This is a genomic window from Hydrogenoanaerobacterium sp., from assembly GCF_032017025.1.
Taxonomy (GTDB): Bacteria; Bacillota; Clostridia; order Oscillospirales; family Ruminococcaceae; genus Hydrogenoanaerobacterium.
This window is the reverse complement of the sequence record NZ_DALZQO010000024.1, coordinates 21,477-43,866: the sequence shown is the minus strand read 5'-3', so window position 1 is coordinate 43,866 and position 22,390 is coordinate 21,477. Positions and strand designations below refer to the sequence as shown.

The window sequence follows — 22,390 nt, the reverse complement described above, 5'->3', positions numbered from 1 at the left end:
AGTACCACAAAATATACCAAACCGAAAGGAGTTCCCCATGCAATCTCAAGTCTACATTCTAATCGCAGTGGCCGCCGTGATGTTTCTCGTCATCGGCGGCCTTTCTCTTTTGGCTCACTATTATACCTTGAACGGGATCAAGTCCCGCACGGTGGGCGACGGCCAGCATGGCACGGCTCGGTTCGCTTCTAAGCAGGAAATCAAAAATACCTATCAGCACATCCCCTTTCAGCCGGAGCTGTGGAGGCAGGGGCAATGCCTCCCCACTGCCGCCGAGCAGGGAATCATTCTCGGAAGCGTAGGCGCAAAAAATAAAGTCACGGCAATGGTGGACAAGGACGATGTCCACTGTCTCATGATCGGTGCGTCCGGCGTCGGGAAAACCGCATACTTTTTATACCCCAATCTGGAATATGCCTGTGCCTCCGGTATGAGTTTCCTGGCCACCGACACCAAGGGCGACCTGTATCGGAACTACGGAGCCATCGCCCGCGACTACTACGGCTACCATGTGGCGGTTATCGATCTTCGAAATCCCACTCGCTCAGACGGCAACAATATGCTCCATCTGGTGAACACCTACATGGATGCGTACCTTGCCGACGAAAATAACCTTGTAGCAAAGGCGAAAGCAGAGAAATACGCCAAGATTATCTCCAAAACCATCATCAACGCCAGTGGGGAGAATTACGGACAAAATCAGTTTTTTTATGATGCTGCTGAAGGACTCCTCTCCTCAGTGATTTTGCTGATTGCCGAGTATCTGCCGCCCACTGAGGCAGATGGGAAAAAGGTGGACTGCCGCCATATCATCAGCGTATTCAAATTGGTTCAGGACTTGCTGGCGCCCAGCAAGGTAAAGGGGAAAAGCCAGTTCCAGCTATTAATGGACAAACTGCCTTCCGACCACAAGGCTCGCTGGTTTGCAGGAGCGGCCCTAAATTCCGCAGAGCAGGCCATGGCATCGGTACTCTCCACTGTGCTATCCCGGTTGAATTCCTTTCTCGACTCCGAAATGGAACAGATTCTCTGTTTTGAAACAGCCATTGATGCGGAGAAATTCTGTAATGAAAAATCCGCTCTGTTTATCGTACTTCCCGAAGAAGATTTGACCAAGTATTTCATGGTCAGCCTTATGATCCAACAGCTCTACCGGGAGATCCTTGCCGTTGCGGATGAAAACGGCGGTAAACTGAAAAACCGCGTGATGTTCTACTGCGATGAGCTCGGAACGCTCCCAGCCATCGAGTCACTGGAGCTGATTTTTTCAGCCAGCCGCTCACGCCGGCTTGCGATGGTACCGATCATCCAGTCCTTCGGTCAGCTCGAAAAGAATTACGGCAAAGAGGGTTCGGAAATCATCGTGGACAACTGCCAGGACACCATCTTCGGTGGATTCGCTCCCAACAGTCAAACCGCCGAAGTGCTGAGTAAAGCATTGGGCAGCCGCACCGTCATGAGTGGCAGCGTAAGCCGTGGAAAGAACGATCCCAGCCAGTCCTTACAGATGATGGAGCGTCCCCTCATGACGCCTGATGAACTAAAATCCATTCCCAAGGGTAACTTTGTTGTGATGAAAACCGGCACCCATCCCATGAGGACAAAATTGCGGCTGTTCCTTGATTGGGGTATTCGTTTTGGAGAGCCTTATACTGTGGAGGAAAAAGCGCACCGAAAGGTGGTCTACGCCGATAAGCAGATGCTGGAGGAAAACATCGTCCGCAAGCACACGGCCTGCCTTATGGTGGACGAAGAAACCGGGGAGATGCTGGAACCAACCACCGGAAGAGGAACCCTTCATACCCCGGTGGCAGAACCGTCTGAAAACACCATGCGCCGCCGCAATGTGCTCAAAACGTAAAGGAGGTTCCCATGAGCTACTTCAACCACATTTATACAGCCTCGCCCGATGAGCTTCCCCATCGGGCGAGAGCTGTCTATCTATACCTTTGTGACCGGGCAGGAAAAGGTAAGGACTGCTGGCCTGCGGTAAAAACGATTGCCTCCGACTTGCAGCTTTCCCGCAGTACCGTTAAACGCGCAATCCATGATCTGGTCAGAGCTGAGCTGATCGAAAAGGAGCCGCGCTACCGGGAGAATGGAAGCAACAGCTCCAACCGTCTCATTTTAAGAAAATAGCAGGGGATGGTAAAGCAAAAGGGCGGATTTCCCGCCAGGGAGGTATTCCGCTCTTCTGCTGAACCCAGGTGCGGTTCACTGTGAACCCACCAGAACCTCTCACTCTAAGAAATTTTATTACAGAAAAAGAATAAAGTGTTGCTTTATATATTCTTGTGTAACACAAGAAACGCTATATTTGTAAACTACAAATTATTGTGGACAAGATGGAGTGAATATAGGTAATTTATTTATATTGTTCTTGTATATTCTGCGCCATCTTGCGTATATTTTTCCGCATTTCCAAAGGCTTTATAACTTCAACTTCTACACCAAGCCCCATAAATAATTTGGTACAGGCTCTAGCATTTCATATATGTCTGAGCTGAATTATATATTAAAATTGCTGATCTTTTTCATCAGCAAATCAGGGCAATCAACTAAAGGAGAGTGTCCACTATCTTTAATAATAATCAACTCAGCTTTGTCTCCCAAAGCTTCAACAGTTTCTCTTACTGTAGCTTCTGGTATTATTATATCCTTTTCACTCCAAAAGCTCAGTACCGGAGCCTCTATTTCATTTATTCTGCAATCACCCGCTGAATATCCATTATGTTTATTTGAAATGTTAAATAAGGCCAACGCCTATAAATATCTACCAAGTTCCTCTGTTTTAAGGTTGCATTGATATTTGCAGTACCAACCGTAACCACATCCAAGATCGAGTACGCTTTTTGCCGCTTAAGTCAGGAAATAAGGCTTTGAACTGATGCCATTCGCCCGCACCGGATAAACCTTGCTGACTTCGTGACATTTTCGCATACTCATCAAAAATTTGTATTATCATAAATGTTGTTCATAGGTTCACCTCGGTAAATTGGAATTTGTAGCCTCGTATATATGCTCGCAATAGACAGTGCGATTCACTTTTTGGCTTTTATATGTAATATGAGAGATAATATCAAGCATATTGCAGTTGGAGGTAAAAACAATACGCTGTGAATTAGAGCATCAAGATCAGCCCCCGCAGAAGCATAGGGGTTATACTCTTGAATATTGTAAAAATAAAATATCCCTCCGAAATAACACATTAATAGTACAATCCCAATTCTAAATAAAATTCTTGGATTAATATTTTTTTTAATTTTATACCTCATTTAGTAACCTCCTTCACAAAATACAGATAATTCTTGATTAAAATCTGATCGATGCTCAATTGTGTTACTCAATCGGCAAACCATGTTGTTTCAGGAAAGAGAGCTTATCCCAATAACCCCGTTGAAAAAAAATTCTATCATTCACAATCTGGAAGAAACCGCAACCTCGGAGTCCTAATGGGTCTCGCCACTCCATAATCGCCCACTGACCATCCTCAAATATATTCTCCACAATACAAACCATCTTTGCTTGTGCAAATTCATTCTCCAGGAATCTTTTAATATTGTCCCGACCATGTACTGGCTCATTGGCAACCTGATGATTGACGGCATCCTCCGCATAAAGTAACGATAATGTTTCGGCATCAGCCTGATTGAACGCATCAACAAACTTCTGTAAAACCTCTTTTGGTCTCATTCTCGCAACCTTCTGTTATATAAATAATTTAAAATCTAAGCTATCCGACAAATTCTAATATAAAGTAAAACGTTCATAGGCTATCATTTTTCCAGTAGCTGTTTTAAAATTATCATTGATGCATTTTTTTATCTTTTCCTGTTCTTTTTCTTTATCCATAACCGTTAAATTTTCAAGCAAATCAGCTTCCCATTGTATTTGAAAATCAAGTCCATCAATTTTAGATGGAGTATGATGATTGCCTATTATAAAGCATATTCGATCGATATTTTTGCCATAGCCTACCTTTTGTAATATTTCTCTGGCTACTGCTGGTCCTTCTTTTTCTTGATAGACACCGTCAATTGAGCCGTACTTTTTTTGTGCTTCAACGGCACCAATATCATGTAGTATAGCAACAATACAGATTAGTTCTTTTTCTTGATCTCCGATATTTTCACCTTTCATAATATCTTCTGCGTTTTGCAAAACTTTGAGAGTATGATCTATGCCGAAAGGAATTTCTTTGAAAACTTCTTTCATCTCTCTGATAATTTTCTCTTTAAACATTGATTACCTCCATTGATACCTCATAGGTGTTTTAATTCTGTATGTCATATGCTTTAGCCATTTGCTTTACCTCCGCATGGTAATTTTGCAATTCTCAATGTTATATATTATTCAAAAAACTCTTTGCAATAAACCACGGTTCCCGAAACATCACCAAGGATTCCATCTTCAAGTTCCAACGCCATAAACGATTCATCTGGCACATCAAATGGTGCTTTAATTCCCCATGTACTTGCGGGCTTAAATCCAAATCGAGGATAGTAGGCTTCATGTCCGAGAACAACGATTGATTTGAAGCCCATTTCCTTTGATTTCTTCAACCCATGAATAATCAATTGGCTGCCGATACCCTGGTTCTGGTATTCAGGCAAGACCGAAACCGGAGCTAATGCCAATGCTTCGTAATTCTGCCCGTCATTTTTAATAAGCAGCTTTGTTAGCATAAGATGCCCGACGATTGCCTTGTTCCTTTCGGCGACAAGGCTGAGTTCAGGGACAAACACATCGCTTTTTCGCAATCTGGCGACCAAAAATTGTTCCCTGTGGTCACTGTGTTCTTCATTCTGAAATGCCTTTTCTACAACAGCTTCCGTAAGTTTATAGTCTTTCTCCGTTTCTTTCCGTATCATGATATCCAACTGTAAATCACCCTAACTTTCCCAAACGCTTTTCAAGGGCAAGCCTTTTTCCTTCCTTGCCGCATCGATTACCTTTTGAATAAATTCTGTCTTTGCGCGTGTATATGCCTCCATGGTACTGCCATTTTCCATGGCGGCTCTCTCTTTTACTTCTCCATATTCATCGGCCAATTTGGGATGCTCCCTTAAATAATCCCTGAGCAGAAATTCGTTGCGCAGATAAAAACCATCGTTGTACGGTAAAACATGAAGATTATGGGTCCAAACTTCATTTGTATATTTTGCAAACAAATATCTGCCTGTCATATCTGTCGGAGTGTGGTGATACTCCTTTGCATTAAAAATGCACTGATAAAAGGTTAGTTCAGCAAAAGGCGAAACGCCAATAAATATATCTATAACCGGTTTCGCCCGTTGATTGGGTATCGCCGTTCTTCCGATATGTTCAATGGCTACGGCATGAGAACCGAAAAAACGGAGCAATTTTATTTTCTCTTCTTCAAAATTCTTTGTCCAATCCGGGTTATATTCCATAATTTCAATTTTCATGATAGTTTCGTCCTTGCCTCAAAACCCCTGTTTGGTATTATACTCCATATCTCTCCGGTGCAGGAATAGCCTTTTCTGATGCACGGCTAACAGCTTCCCATTCTTCCCAAGTAGCCATCCGTGCTTTTAAGGTATCCATCGCCAAATCGTATACCATGCTGCCAAGGATAAGCCTCAAAGGCGGATTATTGCTGGCTACTAATTTCATAAGGGCTTCCGCTGCCAAGGAAGGATCACTATCGACCGAATCTTCGGAATACTGTTTCGCCAGCTCATCGCGAAGTGTACCGTATGAATCTAATGGATTGCTGTAACTCATCCAAGTGTATAAATCTGTCCAATATCCTCCTGGTTCCACCATAGTGAGTTTCACTCCGAAATGTTCCGCTTCTTTTGCTAAGGCTTCACTCATTCCTTCCAGCGCAAATTTACTTGCACTGTAAATACCAGACATCGGACCCGAGATAATAGCGCCAATGCTTGTAATCTGTATGATATGTCCAGAACGCTGCGACCTCAAATAGGGCATCACTACCTGACAAACCCAAAGAGCTCCAAAAAAGTTTGTGTCCATTAGTTTCCGAGCATCGGATTCGTTTAGTTCTTCAATCATACCCATAGTCATGATACCCGCATTATTAACAACAATATCAAGCCTGCCGAAATGTTTAACTGCTGTTTCAACCGTAGAAAAAACAGCCTCCTATCTGTAACATCGAGGTTTAATGGCAGTAAGCTCTCTTGATATGTTTCTTCTAGCTTCGCCAAATTATCGATAGTCCTTGCAACTGCAACAACTTTATCCCCGGCTTTCAAGGCGGCGCATGTAAAAGCATAGCCAAGCCCCTTGCTTGCTCCGGTAATAAACCATACTCTTTTATTTTCGCTATTAGGTGTTATAGATATTCTCCTCTACTATTATAGAAAGATTATTATAAGCGAAACTAATACCGTTAAACGCCATGAGCCCGACAATTTTGAGCACTTTGTTTTGAACTCCCAGAAGCCCACCACTCCAAATTATCATCAACCCTGTCCTTTTTTCAGTCCACTTGCGGTTTCATTGTTACTTTGTCATAGCGTCGTGTCAAAAGGCGGCAGAGAATAGCATCTGCCATCAGTACAACACCTGACCAGAAAAACCATGTGTTTACACCTATCACCTCAACAACCGGACCCGCAACAAGTAAGCCTATCGGCATAGAAAGAGTCATGGCGGTCATCAAAAGGGAAAACACCTTGCCCATCATTTCAGGTGCAATGCTTTCTTGAACATAGGCCATAACTGGAACATTCATAAATGTGCCAGAGGCACCCAAGAAGAAGCAGCATATAGAAAATATCCAAAAACCGCTTGTCGGTAACGCTCCGCTAATCAGTGTAGACAGACCCATTAAGCCAATAGCTAAGGATGCCATGAAAAACCTCCTTTTCATGCCGCCCCATACACCGATAACCAAAGATGAAAGAAGCAATCCACCTGCAAAGACAAATTCCACAATGCTATTGTGCCATGCTTCGCCCATAAAGTGGTTGCGTACCAGCAGAGGGAACAGAGAACCTAAGGGCATATAAAGTATGGTCATCAGCAGCATGGGGGAAAACACAGCCATTAAAGGTTTATTTGCTTTCATTGCGATAAAGCCCTGCTTCATGTCAGACAATACACTCATCTTCTCATTGGTTTGCGGAATGTCCGGAATCACAACAAATAGGAGGCAAACTATCGCAAAAGCGGCTCCCAGTATATCCACAATCATAATGGAGGAAATAGGTAGAAATGACATAAGCGCAGCACCCAGCACAGGCCCCATCATGTTGGATATCGATTGGATCATATTTCCCCAGCCCCCTGCTTTGGTCAACATATCTGCTGGCACAAACATGGGTATCGCCGCTTGCATAGCTGGACCGTGAAAGGTATTCCCCAATCCACGCAAAAATAAAACAATGTAGATAAACCAAATAGGGGGTGTTTCCACAAGTAAAAATGCTGCGCCAAGGATGATGCTGGATACAGCTACCAGACCGTCAGCTAAAATCATTACTGTTCGGCGATTGTATCGGTCGATCCACACACCGGCAAAGGGTCCGATTAACATATTGGGGAGAAAGGCAACTAAGGATGCAATCGTCAAGGTGATTGCGGATTCAGTCTGGATGGTCAGCCACCAGATAACAGCGAACTGCACTGCGGCAGAACCCAAGATTGAAAAAGCCTGTCCTGTGTATATTACAGCAAATTGTTTCTTCCAATTTTTTATTCTGTTCATTATAGAAATCTCCTTATATAAAATTAAAAACGAACAACTGCCTAAGCGTTGTTCGTGCAGAAAGACATAATTTTACAAGGAGATCTTCAAAAGCGAGGATATACTCATGTAAATATGTCTTTAAGCACAACAAATAAACCCTAAAAAGGGCAGTGCTTAAAAACTAAATTACATGAATATCAAATACATATTTCTACCCCGCTTTCACTTTAAATTATTATACTATATTTTAACTGCAATCTCAAGATATGAAACGGATTATGTTCTGCTCAATTTCTCAATAGCATCTTCTTCGGAAGACACAAAGAAGATATCTCTTCCTTTATTGCTTTCATATATAAAATCTTTCAGCGGCTTGCTTGTATAGCCTGAAAAGTCGCCAACAATCGCAAACTTAAACTGGTAAATGATAAACTTTTGTAGAATTTCACCGGCAATCCTCGTACTCAAAACAAAAAAGTCCGGGGTCACCGCATCTTTGTTCAATATAATGGAATGGCTTCCTGTTTCATAATTTACAGACATCATGAATTCCAGTGCGGACTGCACATCTGAAATGCAAACCTCATCGCTGTTTACAATAGCTATTTCATTGCCGTTAGCCGTAATCTTCTTTATATCCATGATTAAATTATCTCCTAAAAAGTATGATTTATTGCGTTATCATAATAGGTTACTTGATTCCCTTTATTTTTGTCAGATCATCACTGCATAGGATTTCAAGATTCTCGAAAACTTTTTGAGCAGACCAATTCCACCACTTCAGCTCCAGCAGATAGCGGATGAGATCGTCATCAAACCGTTTCCGAATGATTCGGGCAGGGTTTCCGCCCGCAATATGGTAAGCCGGTATGTCCTTTGTTACAACGGAATTAGCTGCAATGATTGTCCCATCCCCAATATGCACTCCGGGCATAATCGTGACATTCTGCCCAATCCACACATCATTTCCGACAACGGTATCACCTTTGAACGGTAGTTCTTCCAGCGTCGGTGTAACCTTTTCCCAACCGTGGCCCATGATGTTAAATGGGTAGGTGGTGACACTGCACATCCTGTGATTGGCACCGTTCATTACAAACTCGATACCTTTGGCAATGGCGCAGAATTTTCCGATTACGAGTTTGTCGCCTAAAAACTCATAATGATGCGTCACGTGCTCTTCAAACCGCTCCGCTCCGTTGATATCGTCGTAATACGTGTAATCGCCCACGATGATATTAGGACGGGTTATAACATTCTTGATGTAGCATACGCTTTTTATTTTTTCATTGGGATATATGGCGTTAGGGTTAGGGCCATACTGCATGGGGCGAACCTCCTTCTTCAGGGTATACTTATTAATCTTATGCTATATATTAGCATTCGCCCGTTCCATGATTTCCTGTACTATTGATGTTTTGACATTCGCATAGTGCTGAACATGCCGCCACTTTTTCTTTGCCAATCTTCGCTTGACTTGCGCATATTTCTCCCGGTCGATTTCATTGGACCGTAACCAATCTCGAAAGCGCAACATTCTATCAATCTCTGATGTACCCGAACTGAACACATGCAGGTTGATGTCGGTATCTGGTCCTTTAAACAGACGATGCTTGAACCAGTCAGACTCCCGAATCCGCAACATGTAACCGGCTGCTTCCAATGCCTGGACATAGGATGGCTCGTCTGCAGAATCCTCCACAGCCATAAGCATATCAATGATTGGCTTGGCGCATAGCCCTGGTACCGAGGTTGAGCCCACGTGTTCAATTTGCAAAGCTTTGCTGCCGAGTATTGAACGAATCCGGTTCGCTTCCCGCTCAAACAATTCAGGCCAACTCGGATCGTATTCAACAAGTGTAATCGGCGCATTGTGCAGCTTCAGCTCGCCAACCGTGTTCCTTTGCAACTCTTCATCCGTTGTAGGCATAGAGCTGCTATTTTTTCTTTGCGATATAGAAAACATAACTGTAATAATCCTTAAAACGATTGTACATATCGGCTTCTATCTTGCCTTGCTCAAGGAAATCTTTTACCTCATCTGCATAATTATATTTTTTAAGGAACGCTTCGGAGTTATCTATAAGCGGCTGATAATAATTATCGATCCAGCATTTATCGTCCAGTGCAAAATGGGCGACGGAAGTATATCCGCATTTCTCAATAACTGATAGCTTATTTTCGATTGTGTCAATCTCGGAATATGCATTAACCCAGTACTGCTCGATTTCATCCGGTCTTGTATCAGTCAGCCATGAGATTTCAGAAACAGCGATATAACCGTTATCCTTTAAATATTTTCTCCACAGCGACAGTCCTTTTTCAAAACCGATGTTGTAGATAGCTCCCTCCGACCATATTACATCAAAAGAGTTTTCCTTAAAGGTTAAGCTTTCCATCAGCATTTCTTCAGCTACAATACGGTTAATAAGGTTATTCTCTTTGGATTTTTTCATAAGCATTTCTAAAAACTGCGGAAACATATCGACCGCTGTGATATGTGCAGCTGTGTTTTTTGCAAGGGTTATTGTCTGACCGCCGGTTCCGCATCCGATGTCCAATATTTTAGTTTTTTCATTCAAATAAGGAATATAGCTTAGTGCTTTTAATGTCGCTTCTTTGCTCCCCGGTCCCTGCCGTTCGTTATCCTTGTGATACTCTATGATTAATTCTAATAAATCCATTTTAATTCTCCTTGTAAAATATATATTTTTTCTATCTCCCTTAAATTGGGTTTATCGCGCTCCTTGCTTCAGTGATTTAATTAGCAACATCATCGGTCGCCGCATTTCATCCTTCATACCCGGAATCTCCATCATATCGGCGCTCGGCATCGCTTCTTCAACAGCTTCCAGCCGGAATCCGGCATTCATGAGTCCCATTTGAATTTGCGTCAGTGTGTGGTGTTGTTTCGTAATATTCTGCCCAAGAAAATGTGTCACCCTTTCTCCGGAGTAAAAGTAATCATCAATTGGCCAATACTGTGGCTTGCCGTCAGAATCATAAATCCAGTCCTGGTTCACACCCGCCGTGAAAACAGGATGTTCGATGTTAAGAAGGAAAACGCCTTCCGCCTTTAGCGTCAGATATACTTTTCTGAAGATTGTGTCAATATCTGCAATGTAATGAAGCACCAGATTGGAAATCACGCAATCATATGAATTGGCGGGATAATCATAATCATCCAGTCCGCAGACCCGATAGATAATTTTAGGGTCGGCGTTTTTTTCTTTTGCTTCCTGTATCATTTTTTCACTCAAGTCGATGCCCAGCACCTGCTTTGCACCGCATTCCACAGCATATTTGCAGTGCCAACCGTAACCGCATCCAAGATCGAGTACGCTTTTGTCGCTTAAGTCAGGAAACAAGGACTTGAACTGATGCCATTCGCCTGCACCTGATAAGCCTTGTTGACTTCGTGACATTTTCGCATACTCATCAAAAAATTGTTTATTGTCATAAATGTTGTTCATACTCTCACCTTCTTTGTGGCAGTTAATATCTACCGGAATATATGTTCATCAATCATTCGGAAGAATACCTCTCACTTCGTTAATCAATTGCTTTAGCTGCACACAGGCATTTTCTCCATCTGTTCCGGCTGCCGCAAAAATCGAATTTACTTTATCTTTGTAGTCAAGCGGGTGGATGCTAAAGCTATCTATCATGCCGACTGCCTTTTTCTCGTTCAAGCAGTATTCTTCATTTACTGCAAATAACACCTGGTTCAGCGCTGAGATCGCTCGTACAATATGAGCAATAACATAATAAACATCGTTTTTCTCAGCATTGCTTTCCGCAAACATTAAAGAAAACTCCGCTTCAAACCCGAAGAAACCAATAATAGCTTTCTTTAGCTTTAGCGGATATTGTTCGGCAATACTCTTCAGGGTTGAGATATTGCCCTGCTTATCCCACAGCATCTTACAAACTGCCAATTCTCCCATATACATCACATTCATGTAAGCATGGGGATGTCCCGTTTGATAATGTGCGGAAATATCCCCTTGCTGACATTCGGCAATCACATTTTCTACTCTTTCCGCGTCACGCAGAATAAAGTCAACATGGTATCCGTTAATAACGAGCCAACCTCCGCCATTCACCCATTTACCCCATTCACCGGGAGGAACAACCAGATTATCCCGATGTTCATCATCTATTAATTGAGCTGCCTTGTTTAAAGATACAAGGTCAAGTGTGGCTTTATCGTAATAGATACCGATATCAATATCCGATTCAGGGGAATGCGTGCCCCTTGCACGCGAGCCGCCAAGCACAATCGCTTGGATGCCTGAAACATCTGCCAATGTTGATACAACTTTATCTAATGTTGTTTTAATTTCTTTCATAATCTCCCTCCATGAACGTTGCTTATGGAATATAAATAGTTCAATAAATCTTGCTTTGTTAATAGCTCTGTATGACTCAATACACAGTATTGGCAATCTGTTTTTTCTATCTCGTTTATCAACGTGTTTAGCTTATCCCTGTCCATGTAACCATTATTGAAAAAATCTTCACTTGTTGCGTCACCCAAAAACAAAACCTTTTCTTCCGGGATATGGATAAGTACTGTATCCTCAGAATGCGGAGACACCGCATGATACATAATGGCTGTTATTCCTCCAAGGTCAAGGATAAGTTCATCCGCAAATTCCATGTCGGACGAGACAACTATAATTTCTTTGTCGCCTGCATATTCTCTCCCGAAACACGGATCATCTTCCTTCAAAAAATCAACATACGCACCATCTGACAGCTTGTTTCTTTCCTGCCGTAATAATTCATTGGTTTTGCTGTGTGCGATAGATGCGCCTCCAATATGATGCATTCCAAAGGTGTGGTCCCAATGCCAGTGGGTAATTATCGTGAAATCCGGCTTGCGTAAGCCAGCCGCCTCCAATGCCACATAAAACTCGTCAACATGCATGGCGGAGTTTCCTGCGTCAATGGCAAGGGCAAACTTATTTCCTTTCAGATAAGCCAGCATGGGCCGGTCGGTATCCGTTTGATGGGGATAATAAAACACTTTATCGGTTATTGCTTTTAGTCCCACTTACTATCCCACCGTTCCGGCAATAAGTCCCTCAGCAGTATTTCCTTCATCTGGGGCATCACGATGAAGGTGGCGTCATTGTTATCGTCTATCTGTGCGATAAACTCTCTACATCTCCCACAAGGGGGAAGGATGCTTCCGTCCTCAAAAACGGCAACAATCCGCTTGATTTCAGTTTCACCCTTTTTGAGCATCTCAGCGATGGCAGACTGCTCAGCACATAAGCCGATTGAACAGGGAATGTCGATGCATATTCCCGTGTAGATAGCACCGCTGGTTGTTTCCAGCGCGCACGCCACATGCCCCGCCTCGCCAAATCTTCTGAGCATTTTATGATTGATTGCACTGTAAGCAATTTGATATAATTCTTGTTTATTCATTTAATTCCCCTTGTAAAATATTTGTTTCATCTGTGATACACTACTCTGAAATGAGGCTATCAAGATTTTTCAGATCGATATGATCAACTTCTCTCAATTCATATCCACTATGAAAAATTTTCTGAGCCTCTGCCGAAATACATGGAATCACTCTACCTTCAAATATTGAAGAAGAAAACCATTTTGCTTCAAAATGATACCAGCCGCCTTGCGGATCAGCCTGCCGAGCGCTTCCATCCTTATTTATTATTAAAGGGTGTATATCTATATAACTTAGTTCCGGGTGATGCAGCTCAATGCGTGCAGGACTCCAATCAGTCGTGATTTTATATCCCTTATCTTTTAGTGCAGCCAATAAGACTTCCTCAGATTCCCCATTGAAATCAATGTCTATATCTCTATGATCCCTATTTTGTTTTCCGGTCAGGATATCAACTCCCCAACCACCATCAACCCAATACTTTATATTCAAATCTTCTAACAGATTTAAAACATCAAATAGGTTTTCTTTACTTGTTGTTTCATTGTTATTCATAGGATCCCCTTTACTAAATACCTTTTTATTGTTGCAAAACTTCCCATTTCCATACCATACTGCAAAGTATTTTATCCTAACGTTATATTCCAATTTATTGTTACAACAATCAACTTTTACTTTGTCCTACTTTATCCGCCTTTCGTGGAAGAACGAACAGGGCACTTATCAGCGTAAGTATAAGGAGCGCGATTCCGGATACAAAAAACCACAACGATACTCCGCGATTTTCGGTAATTGGGCCTGCTATGAGCAATCCCAAAGGCATAGTAGCTGAGCTGAGGCTTCCAATCAAGGAAAAGGCACGCCCCATTCGTTCAGGCGGGATGGTTTCCTGCATATAGGCGATATAGGGGATATTATACAAGTTACTGCTTGCCCCAAGTAGTGTGCATAATGCTGCAAATATCCAAAACCAGAACATCTCTGCAGGCAATAGACCGCAGAGCAACGAAGATGTTCCCATACCTAAAAGTCCCAGATGGATAACCGGAAATTTATTTTTGATGGTACCGAATTTTCCAAGGATTATCGCGCAGAGCATCATCCCGCCTGCGTAACCGAAGTTGACCATACTCGCATGCCATGCGTCAGCTTTGAAGTAATCACTTGTCATAAGCGGATAGTAGGTGGATAAAGGTGCGTAAAACACCATGCCGAGCATGGTGGCCGATGTCACGATAAAGAGCTTTCTATCCTGCCATATGGCTGCCGCACCTTCCTTCATTTCATGGAAAAAATGCGGAATTTGTTGTGTTTTCCTCTCCGGATCAGGTATTTTTACAAGTGCCACAGTAGCACTGGCTACAAGCGCGCCTGCCAAATCAGACAATAAAATGATCCAAAGGGGTAGGGCAGCATACATGGCTGCGCCAAGTACAGGCCCCAGCAGGAAAGCACCCGACTGCATAAACTGACTCCATCCGTTGGCACGCACCAGCTCCTGTTGCGGCACCAGCATGGGTACCGCTGCCTGGATGGCTGGACTGTGAAAAACATTGCCTATAGCTCTAATACCCAGCACCACACAAACCGACTAATAGGGTGGCGTATCAAACAAAAATACCAGAGCAAAAACAAGGGCTACTAATCCAATGAAAAGGTCTGCTGCTATGATGACGGTTTTACGGCTAAGTCGGTCAACCCATACTCCCACAAAAGGACCGAGAATAAGTTGAGGTAAAAAGGCGAACACGCCCGCGATGGACATCATAATAGGGGATCCCGTTTCACTTGCCAGCCACCATATTAGAGAAAACTGCACAGCGGCACTGCCTATCAGCGACACTGTCTGCCCTCCGGCAATGGTAAGAAAGTTTCGTTTCCAATTATTTTGACTATATTGATTCATAAGTATTTTCTCCTTATCCAACCTGACCACACAACCCTGTAAAAATCAAAAAAACATCAAAACCGATACTCGTAAACCTCTGACATCTAACCTGACCACCCCTCAAACTGTTAGCAATAGAGAATACAAGATCGACTTCTTTGCTGACATTAATACTGGCGTCATCCATCACAACGTCGGTAATTCGTTCTTTAACCATTCTGAAGGCCTCCATATTAATAATCATTGATATCAATCCCGGCTTTAAGCAGCCTTGCGTAGCGCTCGTTAGACATAACAACCACGATGGGCTTGCCATTCTTGAGAACGAATGCAGTTTTATCTCCGTCAGCTATTGCGGTCAGTATCTTGGATGACTGACCTTTCAAGAAATCACCAATATTGTGATGCTCCATCGGTTCTATCGGTTTTTTGTCTGGCACTTTCAGCCCCTCCTTCATCGTGCATAGTCATACATATAGTATTTTATCACAAAGTAATTACAATTGGAATGCCTTTCTCAATGTCTTTTTATAAGCAAATTGCAACTCAGTGCATATAATGGTTTAAAATCTTCTTAAAAAAAGATTCACATGGCGTGTGAGTTTTAGGCGGCGGTAGTGTGGCGGTAACGTCAGCACTGCTGCCGTTTTTTGTGTTCATAAAAAAGCCGTGAGAGTCCAGTATTACTGGGTTCTCACGACCTTTTTGCGTTTTAGTACATCGGGCATTTCGGGGCTTGGTGTGGAACACCTCGACCGATACACAAAAGTAATCGTTAAATTTCAGGGTAGCGGTGCATTTTTCAGAGTAACCGTTAAAAGACAGTGGGTAATGGTTAAAAGTGAACCTCTCAATCGTGAATCTATACGTCTACGGCGTTATCCTCGCTGCGGACTTCATACCGCTTTTCGGGCTTTCCGTACACATTCATCAACTGGCGACTTGTTGCGAACGAGTTATCCTCAAGTTGGTTTTGCTTCCAAGCATTATTTCTTCGATGACCGGAGATGGTTGTTCGCTCCATGTCAGCTGTTCCTTGCAGAGTCTTTCAATTTGTTAGGTAATCTGCATATACTAACAATCCATGCTTATTACAATAAACATATAGTTTACCGCCAGTAATTATAGGAAACCTACAACTTGGGCTTTGTTCCGGGTACAAGCGATTCAGAAATACTCTGTCACTTTTAACAAAGGCCATAAAGGAAATATAATGTTCTTTGGTCATTGGATGGTCAAAGGTGATAAAGTAATCAGTATCCATTTCCTCCACTGTGATTTTGGGTGCAATAGTCGCATCCGTAGGGAGGATGCGTTCTAATTTTCTTCCGCAACAGAAAATAGAGGCACTTCCTGTGCTAACCAGAATATTTCCGCAGGAAGGACATACATAAAAACGTATTTTATCAATGTTGCCGCTATCTGGCTTGTTTGATGTAATTTCACCCTCCATCATCTGTTTCATATCAACGCCCAAAATAGCAGACAGTTCCGGCCACAGCGATAGATCAGGACACCCTAAACCACATTCCCATTTAGAAACCGTTTTATTTTGAATACCCAATGCATCTGCAATATTTCTCTGGGTAAGGTTTTTTTCCTTTCGCAGCTTGGCTATTAAATTGCCTATTTTCACACAATCCATGCCACCACCTCCATTTCTGCTTAGTATACCATACTACAGGAACCTTGCGATTACTTGTACCAATCTTGCCGGGAGCTGCTTCAAATCGGTAATATCCAATGTGTTTTCAGCACCGTAAAGTTCACGGATAGCCTCTTTATCCTGCCCAATAGCTGCGGCCAGGAACTGGATGCCTTTTCGCCTATATTCCTGCAAAGTATCTTTCATATCACGAGCTGCTTTTTCACCTGTATAATCGGGCATAGCCTTAGGCTGACCGTCGCTGATGCTGATTATTACTTTGGTTCTTTGCGGTGCATTAAGCAATCTATCGGAAATAATCCTAAGTGCCATACCATCCCGATTGTTGCTGCGAGCCTGAATGTCCATAAGAGCATATTTTTCATCTGCATCTTTGCTTTCAAAGTCTACATAGGCATAGACGGACATTTGCTCCAGCTTGGAGCGGTCTGCTGTATCTCCGTAAACCATGATCGGAATGCCACACCCAGTGCAGAATTCATATAAAGCGACGGCTGCCTGTTTTGCTGCATCCAAACGGCCAAAGGCTGACATTGATGCAGATTCGTCAATCCGAAGAGCAACTGCAAGGGAGGGTTCTTCCTCAGGTGGGCGCTTGCGGGCAAATACACGGAAATCTAAAGAAGCGGCCTGATCCGCGCAGAATTTTGTGCCATAAAGCTGAGATTTAGCAAATTCAGCGGAAACTTCATGCTCTAAAAGCGGGTTTGTTTTTCGGATTAATTCCCGAATAACCGGCAGCAAAGTTGCAGCCATGCTGTTATATCCGTCTCTGTCTTGAGCGGAAGCTTCCGGGCGGTGGACAATAAGCTTAATATCTTCATGGCAGCTGCCTTGAACACTTTGCCGGGCTTCTTTGTTTAACTGTTTGCGAAATTCCCTTTTTTGTTCATTTGAAACGGGTTTATCCAGCTCATGGTAAACTGGAGTGCCATTTTCTCCATTATCATTGCTTGACACATCAGAATTCTTATCGCTGCTCGTATCCGAATGCCCATCACTGTCTGCTGATTTTCTCAGACGGATTGCATTTTTATCAGCTTTATCTGTTTCTGCAGAGTATTCCCCGTTTCCTGAAATATGAAGTTCCATTACTTCCGGATTCTCCCCATCCGGATGAGAATGACAGATAATATCTAATTCTTCAAGCTTATCTGTCAAACCACGGCTTACCAGTGCCTGCTCTAAAATGGCAAGCTCCTGTGGATCAGTGGTAATTTTATAGAGCACCTTATGATATAGGGTACTTCGCACTGGTGCACCACTTGCGACAGCATCAACCCAAAAGATATAGGAGCGCATCCCAGCCACACCTTTAATTGCATTAGCCCGAGCGGTTTCATCCAGCAGCATAATTGTTTCGGCTAAAAGAGAAAGAACATTTTCAGATCGATAACCGGTCTTAGCTTTGGCCCGTTCCATCATAACTTCTTTGGGTGGTAAATCCAGTTTTTCTGCATGCTGCACTCTATCACGCAAAGCCTCATTTAAAGGGCGGTAGCCATTGTAGCCGCGGTTTGTTGTAATAACAGCAATAAAATCCGGATGCCTATGTGCGATACGGGTAGGTAAGTTTAGACTACCATCCGGTTCCAGTGCAGAATTCAGAGCCATTAAAACAGCGGCGTCCCGGATGACTGTCGGTTCCTGAATCTCCAAGAGCCATCCATTTTCATAAGCGCGGACAATTTCTGATGGATAATAGCAATATTCAACCGTATCTGATTTATCCTTTTCAGATAATACCGGTAAAATAGAGCCCAACACATCGGATTTATCCATATCTGCAAAACAGGTTATTTTCGTATAAGGCAGGTTAAAATCAGCAGAGAGGGCTTTGGCAAGCTGGGTTTTCCCCGATCCTGCATCGCCCTCCAGTAAAACTGTACTGATTTTCATTTCACCGCGGTTCCAATTCCTTACTACTTCTTGATATATACGTTTTTCTGCTTCACTTTCAATATGCGAAGGTGGTTTTTGCCAGACAAGGGATTGCTCCTCTTCTGTCAGCTGTCTGGCAGGTGACAAAACACAAGTCTGTTTCATATTAATATAACTCCAATTCTTCTAAAATGCGGCTAAGGACCCGCTTACGTTCTCCAATCAATTCCCCTAAATCATTCAGACTTTGGGCAAATGCTTTAATGTCCTCATTGATGTTTTGATTATCTACACAAACTTCTACAGGTAATACCCCACCTTGTACCCCAACTCGTTCCACTGTGGGTTTTTCCGGGTCATATAAAAGCGGAAGCCGGTAAGCCTCTTTAAAATAAAGCAATGTTCTGGATAAAAAGATCATCAAGTCAAATACTTGATGGATAGGCAGCTCCTGTGCCAAAAACAATTCGCCATCTTTACCGGTTTTCCAGATCTGTGCGGCAATCTGCATTTTTTTATTTTCATCCAGCATAGGTTCACCTAATGTTAAGCTTTTGATGTCAGATTGATAAGCATTTCTGCCGTCTATGAGGTCATAATCGTTCGACACCATAACAATTTTTTCATTCATCGCCATATCCTCCTTGCATTTGGATTAGCAGCGAGACACTGCTCTCTTAAACTTTCTAATTTCGCTGTATGATCTTCGCTTGGGTCATCATACTTTAGCACTTTGATAACTGATAGTTCAAAGCCTTCCGGGCCATATTTGTTCCAAAGTTCCTGTAATTTTTTATTAGGGTGCCAGTTGGCTGACAATTTCATATTAGTGCCGTTAAAATCCGCCTTTGTATCTTTGGAAATACCTAAGAATATTTCGCCGGTTTCTTTACAGCAGTAAGAAATTACACCCATTTCCGGATGCCTGTTTTTATAGGATTCCAAAAGTTCTTTTTTTCTTTTTATATCCATTGTTTTCACCTCGACTTTAGTATACACTTATATGCTCTAAAAAATAATCCACGCTCCGTAGACAAAACAGAGCGCGGGTTATTCAAAAGTCCAATTTGATCTTTTTTGGAAAAGCAGTGCAATTGAAGTAATAAGGCAAATCCCAATGCCTGAAATAAAAAACCACTTACTAATACCGATAACTTCGGCCACCGGGCTTGCTATGGCAAGTCCAATCGGCATTGTAACAGATGAAGTTGCTGATAGCAAGGAAAATGCTCTGCCCATTTTTTCGCGCGAAATGGTTTCGTGCATATAAGCCGTTAATGGTATGGTATGGATATTACCACCTCCGCCAATAAAAGCACAGGCAAAAATGAAAAGCCAGCACGCTATAAGCGATGATGGCAGTAAGCCACAGAACAGAACAGCAATTCCCATAATCCCAAGACCAACATAAGCCGTTTTCAGTTTGTTCTTTACTCTCAATCTGCTGCTAAGTAGTATGGCACTTGCCATCATACCCAGCGCACAGCTCAAAGACCCTGCACTGGCATACCATGCACCCGCGTGAAAATGGCTGCTGATCATTAGCGGGAAAAAAGTTGTCAAAGGCATATAGAAAATCAAACACAAAGTTTCGGCTATAATGATAACAAGCAGTTTTCTATCTGCGGCGTACACCGATAATCCTTCCTTAAAATCGTCTTTAAAGCTTTGCTTTACTTTGTTTTTTGCTATCAGCTTCGGAACTTTTACTACACCTAATAAACAACAAGCCACAATAGCTCCCATAAGATCAGTAAGCAATATGGCATTTATGGGGAAGGCTGCATACATGGCTGCACCTAAAATAGGCCCAAGTATATAGGAACCAGACTGCATCATCTGATTCCAGCTGTTTGCCTGTACAAGCTGCTCCGCAGGAACCATTTGTGGAATAATTGAGCGAATAGACGGGGAATGAAAAGTATTCCCAATCGCTCGCATTAAAAGTACAAGCAACGAAATCCAAATTGGCATCTCATAAAGCCACAATAAAAGCGCAAATACAGCGGCAGACAGTCCTACAAACAGGTCAGCACAAATACAAATGACCTTTCGATTATACCGGTCAGCTATAACCCCGGCAGCTGGGCTGAATAAAACTACAGGAACATAAGCTACCATACCAGATAACCCCAAGAGCAATGCGGAATTTGTTTCGCTGGTAATCCACCAAATTAATGCAAACTGAACAGCGGAACTCCCAATTAGTGAAATAGACTGCCCAATAACAATCAGCAAAAATGGTAATTTCCACTTTTGTTCTGTTGTCATGGCAATTTTTGAATTATCCATAATCATTTACCTCCTTACTTATTGTAAAAGGATATGATATATAGAACAATCCACGCTCCGTAGACCATTTCAATGATACAGGGTTACGGAGGAAACTAAGCCATTTGCGGAATATCTGCTGCCCACCGAAAAAGATGGGCATAAGGTGTACTGCCGCCATATCATCAGCGTGTTCAAGCTGGTGCAGGATTTGCTGGCCCCAGCGAGGTAAAGGGCAAGAGCCAGTTCCAGCTCCTCATGGAAAAGCTACCGCCCGACCACAAGGCCCGCTCATATCCGATATTACCAGTATCTTAGGGATAATTAACAAGCTGGTTGATAAGGGAAGTACAGTAATTGTCGTTGAGCATAATCTGGATGTTATGCGAAACGCCGACTGGATAATTGACCTTAGTGCTGATGGTGGTATCCGTGGTGGAGAAATCTTGTTTGAAGGAAAGCCAGCAGACTTGCCACAGTGCGAAGCCTCCATTACCGCAGCATATATCACGGGAAAATCTGTCGCTAGTTAGCGAACAAATAGAGGTTACAAAATAGAGGTTAATGGCCCTTGACTTTGACACAGTGTCAAGGTATACACTGTTAATTGTAACAAAATAGCAAGAAATAGGAGGTGTGGCAATGTTCCGAATCGGTATATTTTCAAAACTTGTCCGTGTATCGGCGCGTATGCTCAGGCATTACGAAAAGTGCGGCCTGCTATATCCCGCTGAAATAGACCATGTTACAGGCTATCGGTTTTTTAGCATGAAACAAATTTCCTTGTTGAATAAAATCGTTGATTTGCGTGATATGGGATTTTCTATTGAAGAAATTGGGGATATTCTGCCGAATTACGATAATGCTAGATATTTAGAAAAAGCCCTGAAAAAAAAGGCAAAGGAAATTCAAGCTACTATTGCGGCAGAACAAGCGCGACTCGAAAAACTTATGGATATGCGGTTTCAGCTACGAGGAGATAAGCCCATGGTATATGACGTTGAATTAAAGGCGTTACCAGAAATTAAGGTTATTTCGCTAAAAGAGGTTATTGCTGACTATAGCGACGAAGAACACGTTTGGGAGAAAATGTTCCAATTCATCATTGAAAATAATATCCCGATTTGTAAAGGAGAAGGCGCATATTCCGACTACTTAGATGACGAATACAAGGAAAGCGATGTAGAAATCGAAATATCCCTGCCTGTGAATGAATTGGGAAACAACAACAGCGACGGATTTGTGTTCCAAACCCTTAAAGCCATCCCCCATGCAGCTACGATAAAATTTTCTGGCTCCTATGAAAATTATAGCTCCGCAATGGAACGCTTGGGAATATGGATTGAGGAAAACGGTTATGAAGTGGTTGGCAATGTGCGTGGAATTGCTCTCCATGACCTTCTAATTACCACAAATCCCAACGACTTTCTGACCGAGTTGCAAATACCCGTTGGAAGAACCGGTGAATAATCACCACCATAACCCTGAAAATATTTTACATAATATTTTACGTTTTGCCCTTGACTTTGACACAGTGTCAAGGAATAAACTGATTTTGCAATCATCGAAACAAACGAGTAG

Annotated in this window: 31 protein-coding genes and 1 pseudogene; 3 read left to right on the top strand and 29 right to left on the bottom strand. The window is 42.6% G+C overall.

The window, feature by feature from the left end; all coding sequences use genetic code 11:
• Window positions 1–37: 37 nt before the first annotated feature.
• Both RTV33_RS12995 and RTV33_RS12990 read left to right on the top strand, forming a co-directional pair.
• A complete protein-coding gene (locus RTV33_RS12995) occupies window positions 38–1,861 on the top strand; it encodes a VirD4-like conjugal transfer protein, CD1115 family (RefSeq protein ID WP_312644915.1) in 1,824 nt (607 codons plus the stop codon).
• A gap of 11 nt (window positions 1,862–1,872) precedes the next feature.
• Complete coding sequence (locus tag RTV33_RS12990; RefSeq protein ID WP_040658462.1) at window positions 1,873–2,139, top strand: helix-turn-helix domain-containing protein; 267 nt, start codon at window positions 1,873–1,875, stop codon at window positions 2,137–2,139.
• 369 nt (window positions 2,140–2,508) lie between these two features.
• On the opposite strand, the gene RTV33_RS12985 is transcribed toward RTV33_RS12990, so the two are convergent.
• From RTV33_RS12985 to RTV33_RS12845, 29 genes and pseudogenes are all read right to left on the bottom strand, one after another.
• Window positions 2,509–2,760 carry an alpha/beta hydrolase gene (locus tag RTV33_RS12985; RefSeq protein ID WP_312644911.1) on the bottom strand — a complete coding sequence of 84 codons (252 nt, stop codon included), beginning with the start codon at window positions 2,758–2,760 and terminating at the stop codon, window positions 2,509–2,511.
• Between the two features lie 45 nt (window positions 2,761–2,805).
• A pseudogene (locus RTV33_RS12980) lies at window positions 2,806–2,965 on the bottom strand (SAM-dependent methyltransferase); the annotation flags it as partial.
• Window positions 2,966–3,041: 76 nt separating this feature from the next.
• Window positions 3,042–3,275, bottom strand: a complete 234-nt coding sequence (locus RTV33_RS12975; protein ID WP_312644908.1) for a hypothetical protein — start codon at window positions 3,273–3,275, stop codon at window positions 3,042–3,044.
• Window positions 3,276–3,339: 64 nt separating this feature from the next.
• Complete coding sequence (locus RTV33_RS12970; protein ID WP_312644906.1) at window positions 3,340–3,693, bottom strand: nuclear transport factor 2 family protein; 354 nt, start codon at window positions 3,691–3,693, stop codon at window positions 3,340–3,342.
• Window positions 3,694–3,747: 54 nt separating this feature from the next.
• Window positions 3,748–4,242, bottom strand: a complete 495-nt coding sequence (locus tag RTV33_RS12965) for an HD domain-containing protein (protein ID WP_312644904.1) — start codon at window positions 4,240–4,242, stop codon at window positions 3,748–3,750.
• Window positions 4,243–4,349: 107 nt separating this feature from the next.
• Window positions 4,350–4,880: an N-acetyltransferase gene (locus tag RTV33_RS12960; protein WP_312644901.1), complete on the bottom strand. Its 531-nt coding sequence runs from the start codon at window positions 4,878–4,880 to the stop codon at window positions 4,350–4,352.
• Between the two features lie 12 nt (window positions 4,881–4,892).
• Window positions 4,893–5,429 carry a GrpB family protein gene (locus RTV33_RS12955; RefSeq protein WP_312644899.1) on the bottom strand — a complete coding sequence of 179 codons (537 nt, stop codon included), beginning with the start codon at window positions 5,427–5,429 and terminating at the stop codon, window positions 4,893–4,895.
• 37 nt (window positions 5,430–5,466) lie between these two features.
• A complete protein-coding gene (locus tag RTV33_RS12950) occupies window positions 5,467–6,078 on the bottom strand; it encodes an SDR family NAD(P)-dependent oxidoreductase (RefSeq protein WP_312644928.1) in 612 nt (203 codons plus the stop codon).
• A complete protein-coding gene (locus RTV33_RS12945) occupies window positions 6,051–6,245 on the bottom strand; it encodes a hypothetical protein (RefSeq protein WP_312644897.1) in 195 nt (64 codons plus the stop codon). Before RTV33_RS12945 ends, RTV33_RS12950 begins: the two co-directional genes overlap by 28 nt.
• A 227-nt stretch (window positions 6,246–6,472) precedes the next feature.
• Window positions 6,473–7,702, bottom strand: coding sequence for a macrolide efflux MFS transporter Mef(B) (gene mef(B), locus RTV33_RS12940; RefSeq protein ID WP_312644895.1), 1,230 nt, complete (start codon window positions 7,700–7,702; stop codon window positions 6,473–6,475).
• A 258-nt stretch (window positions 7,703–7,960) separates the two neighbouring features.
• Window positions 7,961–8,326, bottom strand: coding sequence for a DUF4180 domain-containing protein (locus tag RTV33_RS12935; RefSeq protein ID WP_312644893.1), 366 nt, complete (start codon window positions 8,324–8,326; stop codon window positions 7,961–7,963).
• Between the two features lie 49 nt (window positions 8,327–8,375).
• Window positions 8,376–9,011, bottom strand: a complete 636-nt coding sequence (locus RTV33_RS12930) for a Vat family streptogramin A O-acetyltransferase (RefSeq protein WP_312644891.1) — start codon at window positions 9,009–9,011, stop codon at window positions 8,376–8,378.
• 42 nt (window positions 9,012–9,053) lie between these two features.
• Window positions 9,054–9,650 carry a GrpB family protein gene (locus RTV33_RS12925; RefSeq protein ID WP_312644890.1) on the bottom strand — a complete coding sequence of 199 codons (597 nt, stop codon included), beginning with the start codon at window positions 9,648–9,650 and terminating at the stop codon, window positions 9,054–9,056.
• A complete protein-coding gene (locus RTV33_RS12920) occupies window positions 9,622–10,368 on the bottom strand; it encodes a methyltransferase domain-containing protein (RefSeq protein ID WP_312644888.1) in 747 nt (248 codons plus the stop codon). Before RTV33_RS12920 ends, RTV33_RS12925 begins: the two co-directional genes overlap by 29 nt.
• Window positions 10,369–10,419: 51 nt before the next feature.
• On the bottom strand, window positions 10,420–11,157 hold the full coding sequence (locus tag RTV33_RS12915) for a class I SAM-dependent methyltransferase (RefSeq protein ID WP_312644886.1): 738 nt from the start codon (window positions 11,155–11,157) through the stop codon (window positions 10,420–10,422).
• 48 nt (window positions 11,158–11,205) lie between these two features.
• Window positions 11,206–12,036, bottom strand: coding sequence for a nucleotidyltransferase domain-containing protein (locus RTV33_RS12910; RefSeq protein WP_312644884.1), 831 nt, complete (start codon window positions 12,034–12,036; stop codon window positions 11,206–11,208).
• Complete coding sequence (locus RTV33_RS12905; RefSeq protein ID WP_312644882.1) at window positions 12,033–12,743, bottom strand: MBL fold metallo-hydrolase; 711 nt, start codon at window positions 12,741–12,743, stop codon at window positions 12,033–12,035. The genes RTV33_RS12910 and RTV33_RS12905 overlap by 4 nt, the downstream gene beginning before the upstream one ends.
• The gene (locus tag RTV33_RS12900; RefSeq protein WP_312644881.1) at window positions 12,734–13,123 is read right to left on the bottom strand and encodes a cytidine deaminase; all 390 of its coding nucleotides are present in this window, start codon (window positions 13,121–13,123) and stop codon (window positions 12,734–12,736) included. The genes RTV33_RS12905 and RTV33_RS12900 overlap by 10 nt, the downstream gene beginning before the upstream one ends.
• 40 nt (window positions 13,124–13,163) lie before the next feature.
• Window positions 13,164–13,658, bottom strand: a complete 495-nt coding sequence (locus RTV33_RS12895; protein WP_312644878.1) for a nucleotidyltransferase domain-containing protein — start codon at window positions 13,656–13,658, stop codon at window positions 13,164–13,166.
• A gap of 109 nt (window positions 13,659–13,767) precedes the next feature.
• On the bottom strand, window positions 13,768–14,682 hold the full coding sequence (locus RTV33_RS12890) for an MFS transporter (RefSeq protein ID WP_312644876.1): 915 nt from the start codon (window positions 14,680–14,682) through the stop codon (window positions 13,768–13,770).
• A gap of 12 nt (window positions 14,683–14,694) precedes the next feature.
• Window positions 14,695–15,009 carry a hypothetical protein gene (locus RTV33_RS12885; protein WP_312644874.1) on the bottom strand — a complete coding sequence of 105 codons (315 nt, stop codon included), beginning with the start codon at window positions 15,007–15,009 and terminating at the stop codon, window positions 14,695–14,697.
• Window positions 15,010–15,022: 13 nt separating this feature from the next.
• A complete protein-coding gene (locus tag RTV33_RS12880; RefSeq protein WP_312644872.1) occupies window positions 15,023–15,208 on the bottom strand; it encodes a hypothetical protein in 186 nt (61 codons plus the stop codon).
• Between the two features lie 16 nt (window positions 15,209–15,224).
• The gene (locus RTV33_RS12875; RefSeq protein ID WP_312644870.1) at window positions 15,225–15,431 is read right to left on the bottom strand and encodes a type II toxin-antitoxin system Phd/YefM family antitoxin; all 207 of its coding nucleotides are present in this window, start codon (window positions 15,429–15,431) and stop codon (window positions 15,225–15,227) included.
• A gap of 422 nt (window positions 15,432–15,853) precedes the next feature.
• The gene (locus tag RTV33_RS12870) at window positions 15,854–16,015 is read right to left on the bottom strand and encodes a hypothetical protein (protein ID WP_312644868.1); all 162 of its coding nucleotides are present in this window, start codon (window positions 16,013–16,015) and stop codon (window positions 15,854–15,856) included.
• Between the two features lie 24 nt (window positions 16,016–16,039).
• Window positions 16,040–16,636 (bottom strand): helix-turn-helix domain-containing protein, encoded by a 597-nt coding sequence (locus tag RTV33_RS12865; RefSeq protein WP_312644865.1) that lies wholly within the window; start codon window positions 16,634–16,636, stop codon window positions 16,040–16,042.
• Window positions 16,637–16,669: 33 nt separating this feature from the next.
• Entirely contained in the window at window positions 16,670–18,703 is a 2,034-nt protein-coding gene (locus RTV33_RS12860) for an AAA family ATPase (protein WP_312644863.1), read from the bottom strand.
• Window position 18,704: 1 nt separating this feature from the next.
• Window positions 18,705–19,169: a DUF6530 family protein gene (locus tag RTV33_RS12855; protein WP_312644861.1), complete on the bottom strand. Its 465-nt coding sequence runs from the start codon at window positions 19,167–19,169 to the stop codon at window positions 18,705–18,707.
• Complete coding sequence (locus RTV33_RS12850) at window positions 19,166–19,510, bottom strand: GIY-YIG nuclease family protein (RefSeq protein WP_312644858.1); 345 nt, start codon at window positions 19,508–19,510, stop codon at window positions 19,166–19,168. The genes RTV33_RS12855 and RTV33_RS12850 overlap by 4 nt, the downstream gene beginning before the upstream one ends.
• 78 nt (window positions 19,511–19,588) lie before the next feature.
• Window positions 19,589–20,830, bottom strand: coding sequence for an MFS transporter (locus tag RTV33_RS12845; protein ID WP_312644856.1), 1,242 nt, complete (start codon window positions 20,828–20,830; stop codon window positions 19,589–19,591).
• A gap of 621 nt (window positions 20,831–21,451) precedes the next feature.
• Between RTV33_RS12845 and RTV33_RS12840 the strand changes: the two genes are divergently transcribed.
• Complete coding sequence (locus RTV33_RS12840; protein WP_312644854.1) at window positions 21,452–22,279, top strand: MerR family transcriptional regulator; 828 nt, start codon at window positions 21,452–21,454, stop codon at window positions 22,277–22,279.
• Window positions 22,280–22,390: the final 111 nt, after the last annotated feature.

Bases quoted from the DNA above. Each gene is read 5' to 3' on its own strand.
- RTV33_RS12925 (WP_312644890.1), bottom strand. From the start codon at position 9,650: ATGTTTTCTATATCGCAAAGAAAAAATAGCAGCTCTATGCCTACAACG.
- RTV33_RS12865 (WP_312644865.1), bottom strand. From the start codon at position 16,636: ATGGATTGTGTGAAAATAGGCAATTTAATAGCCAAGCTGCGAAAGGAA.
- RTV33_RS12855 (WP_312644861.1), bottom strand. From the start codon at position 19,169: ATGAATGAAAAAATTGTTATGGTGTCGAACGATTATGACCTCATAGAC.
- RTV33_RS12870 (WP_312644868.1), bottom strand. From the start codon at position 16,015: ATGGAGCGAACAACCATCTCCGGTCATCGAAGAAATAATGCTTGGAAG.
- RTV33_RS12975 (WP_312644908.1), bottom strand. From the start codon at position 3,275: ATGAGGTATAAAATTAAAAAAAATATTAATCCAAGAATTTTATTTAGA.
- RTV33_RS12840 (WP_312644854.1), top strand. From the start codon at position 21,452: ATGTTCCGAATCGGTATATTTTCAAAACTTGTCCGTGTATCGGCGCGT.
- RTV33_RS12935 (WP_312644893.1), bottom strand. From the start codon at position 8,326: ATGGATATAAAGAAGATTACGGCTAACGGCAATGAAATAGCTATTGTA.
- RTV33_RS12845 (WP_312644856.1), bottom strand. From the start codon at position 20,830: ATGGATAATTCAAAAATTGCCATGACAACAGAACAAAAGTGGAAATTA.
- RTV33_RS12990 (WP_040658462.1), top strand. From the start codon at position 1,873: ATGAGCTACTTCAACCACATTTATACAGCCTCGCCCGATGAGCTTCCC.
- RTV33_RS12885 (WP_312644874.1), bottom strand. From the start codon at position 15,009: ATGAATCAATATAGTCAAAATAATTGGAAACGAAACTTTCTTACCATT.
- RTV33_RS12850 (WP_312644858.1), bottom strand. From the start codon at position 19,510: ATGGATATAAAAAGAAAAAAAGAACTTTTGGAATCCTATAAAAACAGG.
- RTV33_RS12995 (WP_312644915.1), top strand. From the start codon at position 38: ATGCAATCTCAAGTCTACATTCTAATCGCAGTGGCCGCCGTGATGTTT.
- RTV33_RS12880 (WP_312644872.1), bottom strand. From the start codon at position 15,208: ATGGTTAAAGAACGAATTACCGACGTTGTGATGGATGACGCCAGTATT.
- RTV33_RS12910 (WP_312644884.1), bottom strand. From the start codon at position 12,036: ATGAAAGAAATTAAAACAACATTAGATAAAGTTGTATCAACATTGGCA.
- RTV33_RS12920 (WP_312644888.1), bottom strand. From the start codon at position 10,368: ATGGATTTATTAGAATTAATCATAGAGTATCACAAGGATAACGAACGG.
- RTV33_RS12860 (WP_312644863.1), bottom strand. From the start codon at position 18,703: ATGAAACAGACTTGTGTTTTGTCACCTGCCAGACAGCTGACAGAAGAG.
- RTV33_RS12965 (WP_312644904.1), bottom strand. From the start codon at position 4,242: ATGTTTAAAGAGAAAATTATCAGAGAGATGAAAGAAGTTTTCAAAGAA.
- RTV33_RS12915 (WP_312644886.1), bottom strand. From the start codon at position 11,157: ATGAACAACATTTATGACAATAAACAATTTTTTGATGAGTATGCGAAA.
- RTV33_RS12955 (WP_312644899.1), bottom strand. From the start codon at position 5,429: ATGAAAATTGAAATTATGGAATATAACCCGGATTGGACAAAGAATTTT.
- RTV33_RS12900 (WP_312644881.1), bottom strand. From the start codon at position 13,123: ATGAATAAACAAGAATTATATCAAATTGCTTACAGTGCAATCAATCAT.
- RTV33_RS12895 (WP_312644878.1), bottom strand. From the start codon at position 13,658: ATGAATAACAATGAAACAACAAGTAAAGAAAACCTATTTGATGTTTTA.
- RTV33_RS12970 (WP_312644906.1), bottom strand. From the start codon at position 3,693: ATGAGACCAAAAGAGGTTTTACAGAAGTTTGTTGATGCGTTCAATCAG.
- RTV33_RS12930 (WP_312644891.1), bottom strand. From the start codon at position 9,011: ATGCAGTATGGCCCTAACCCTAACGCCATATATCCCAATGAAAAAATA.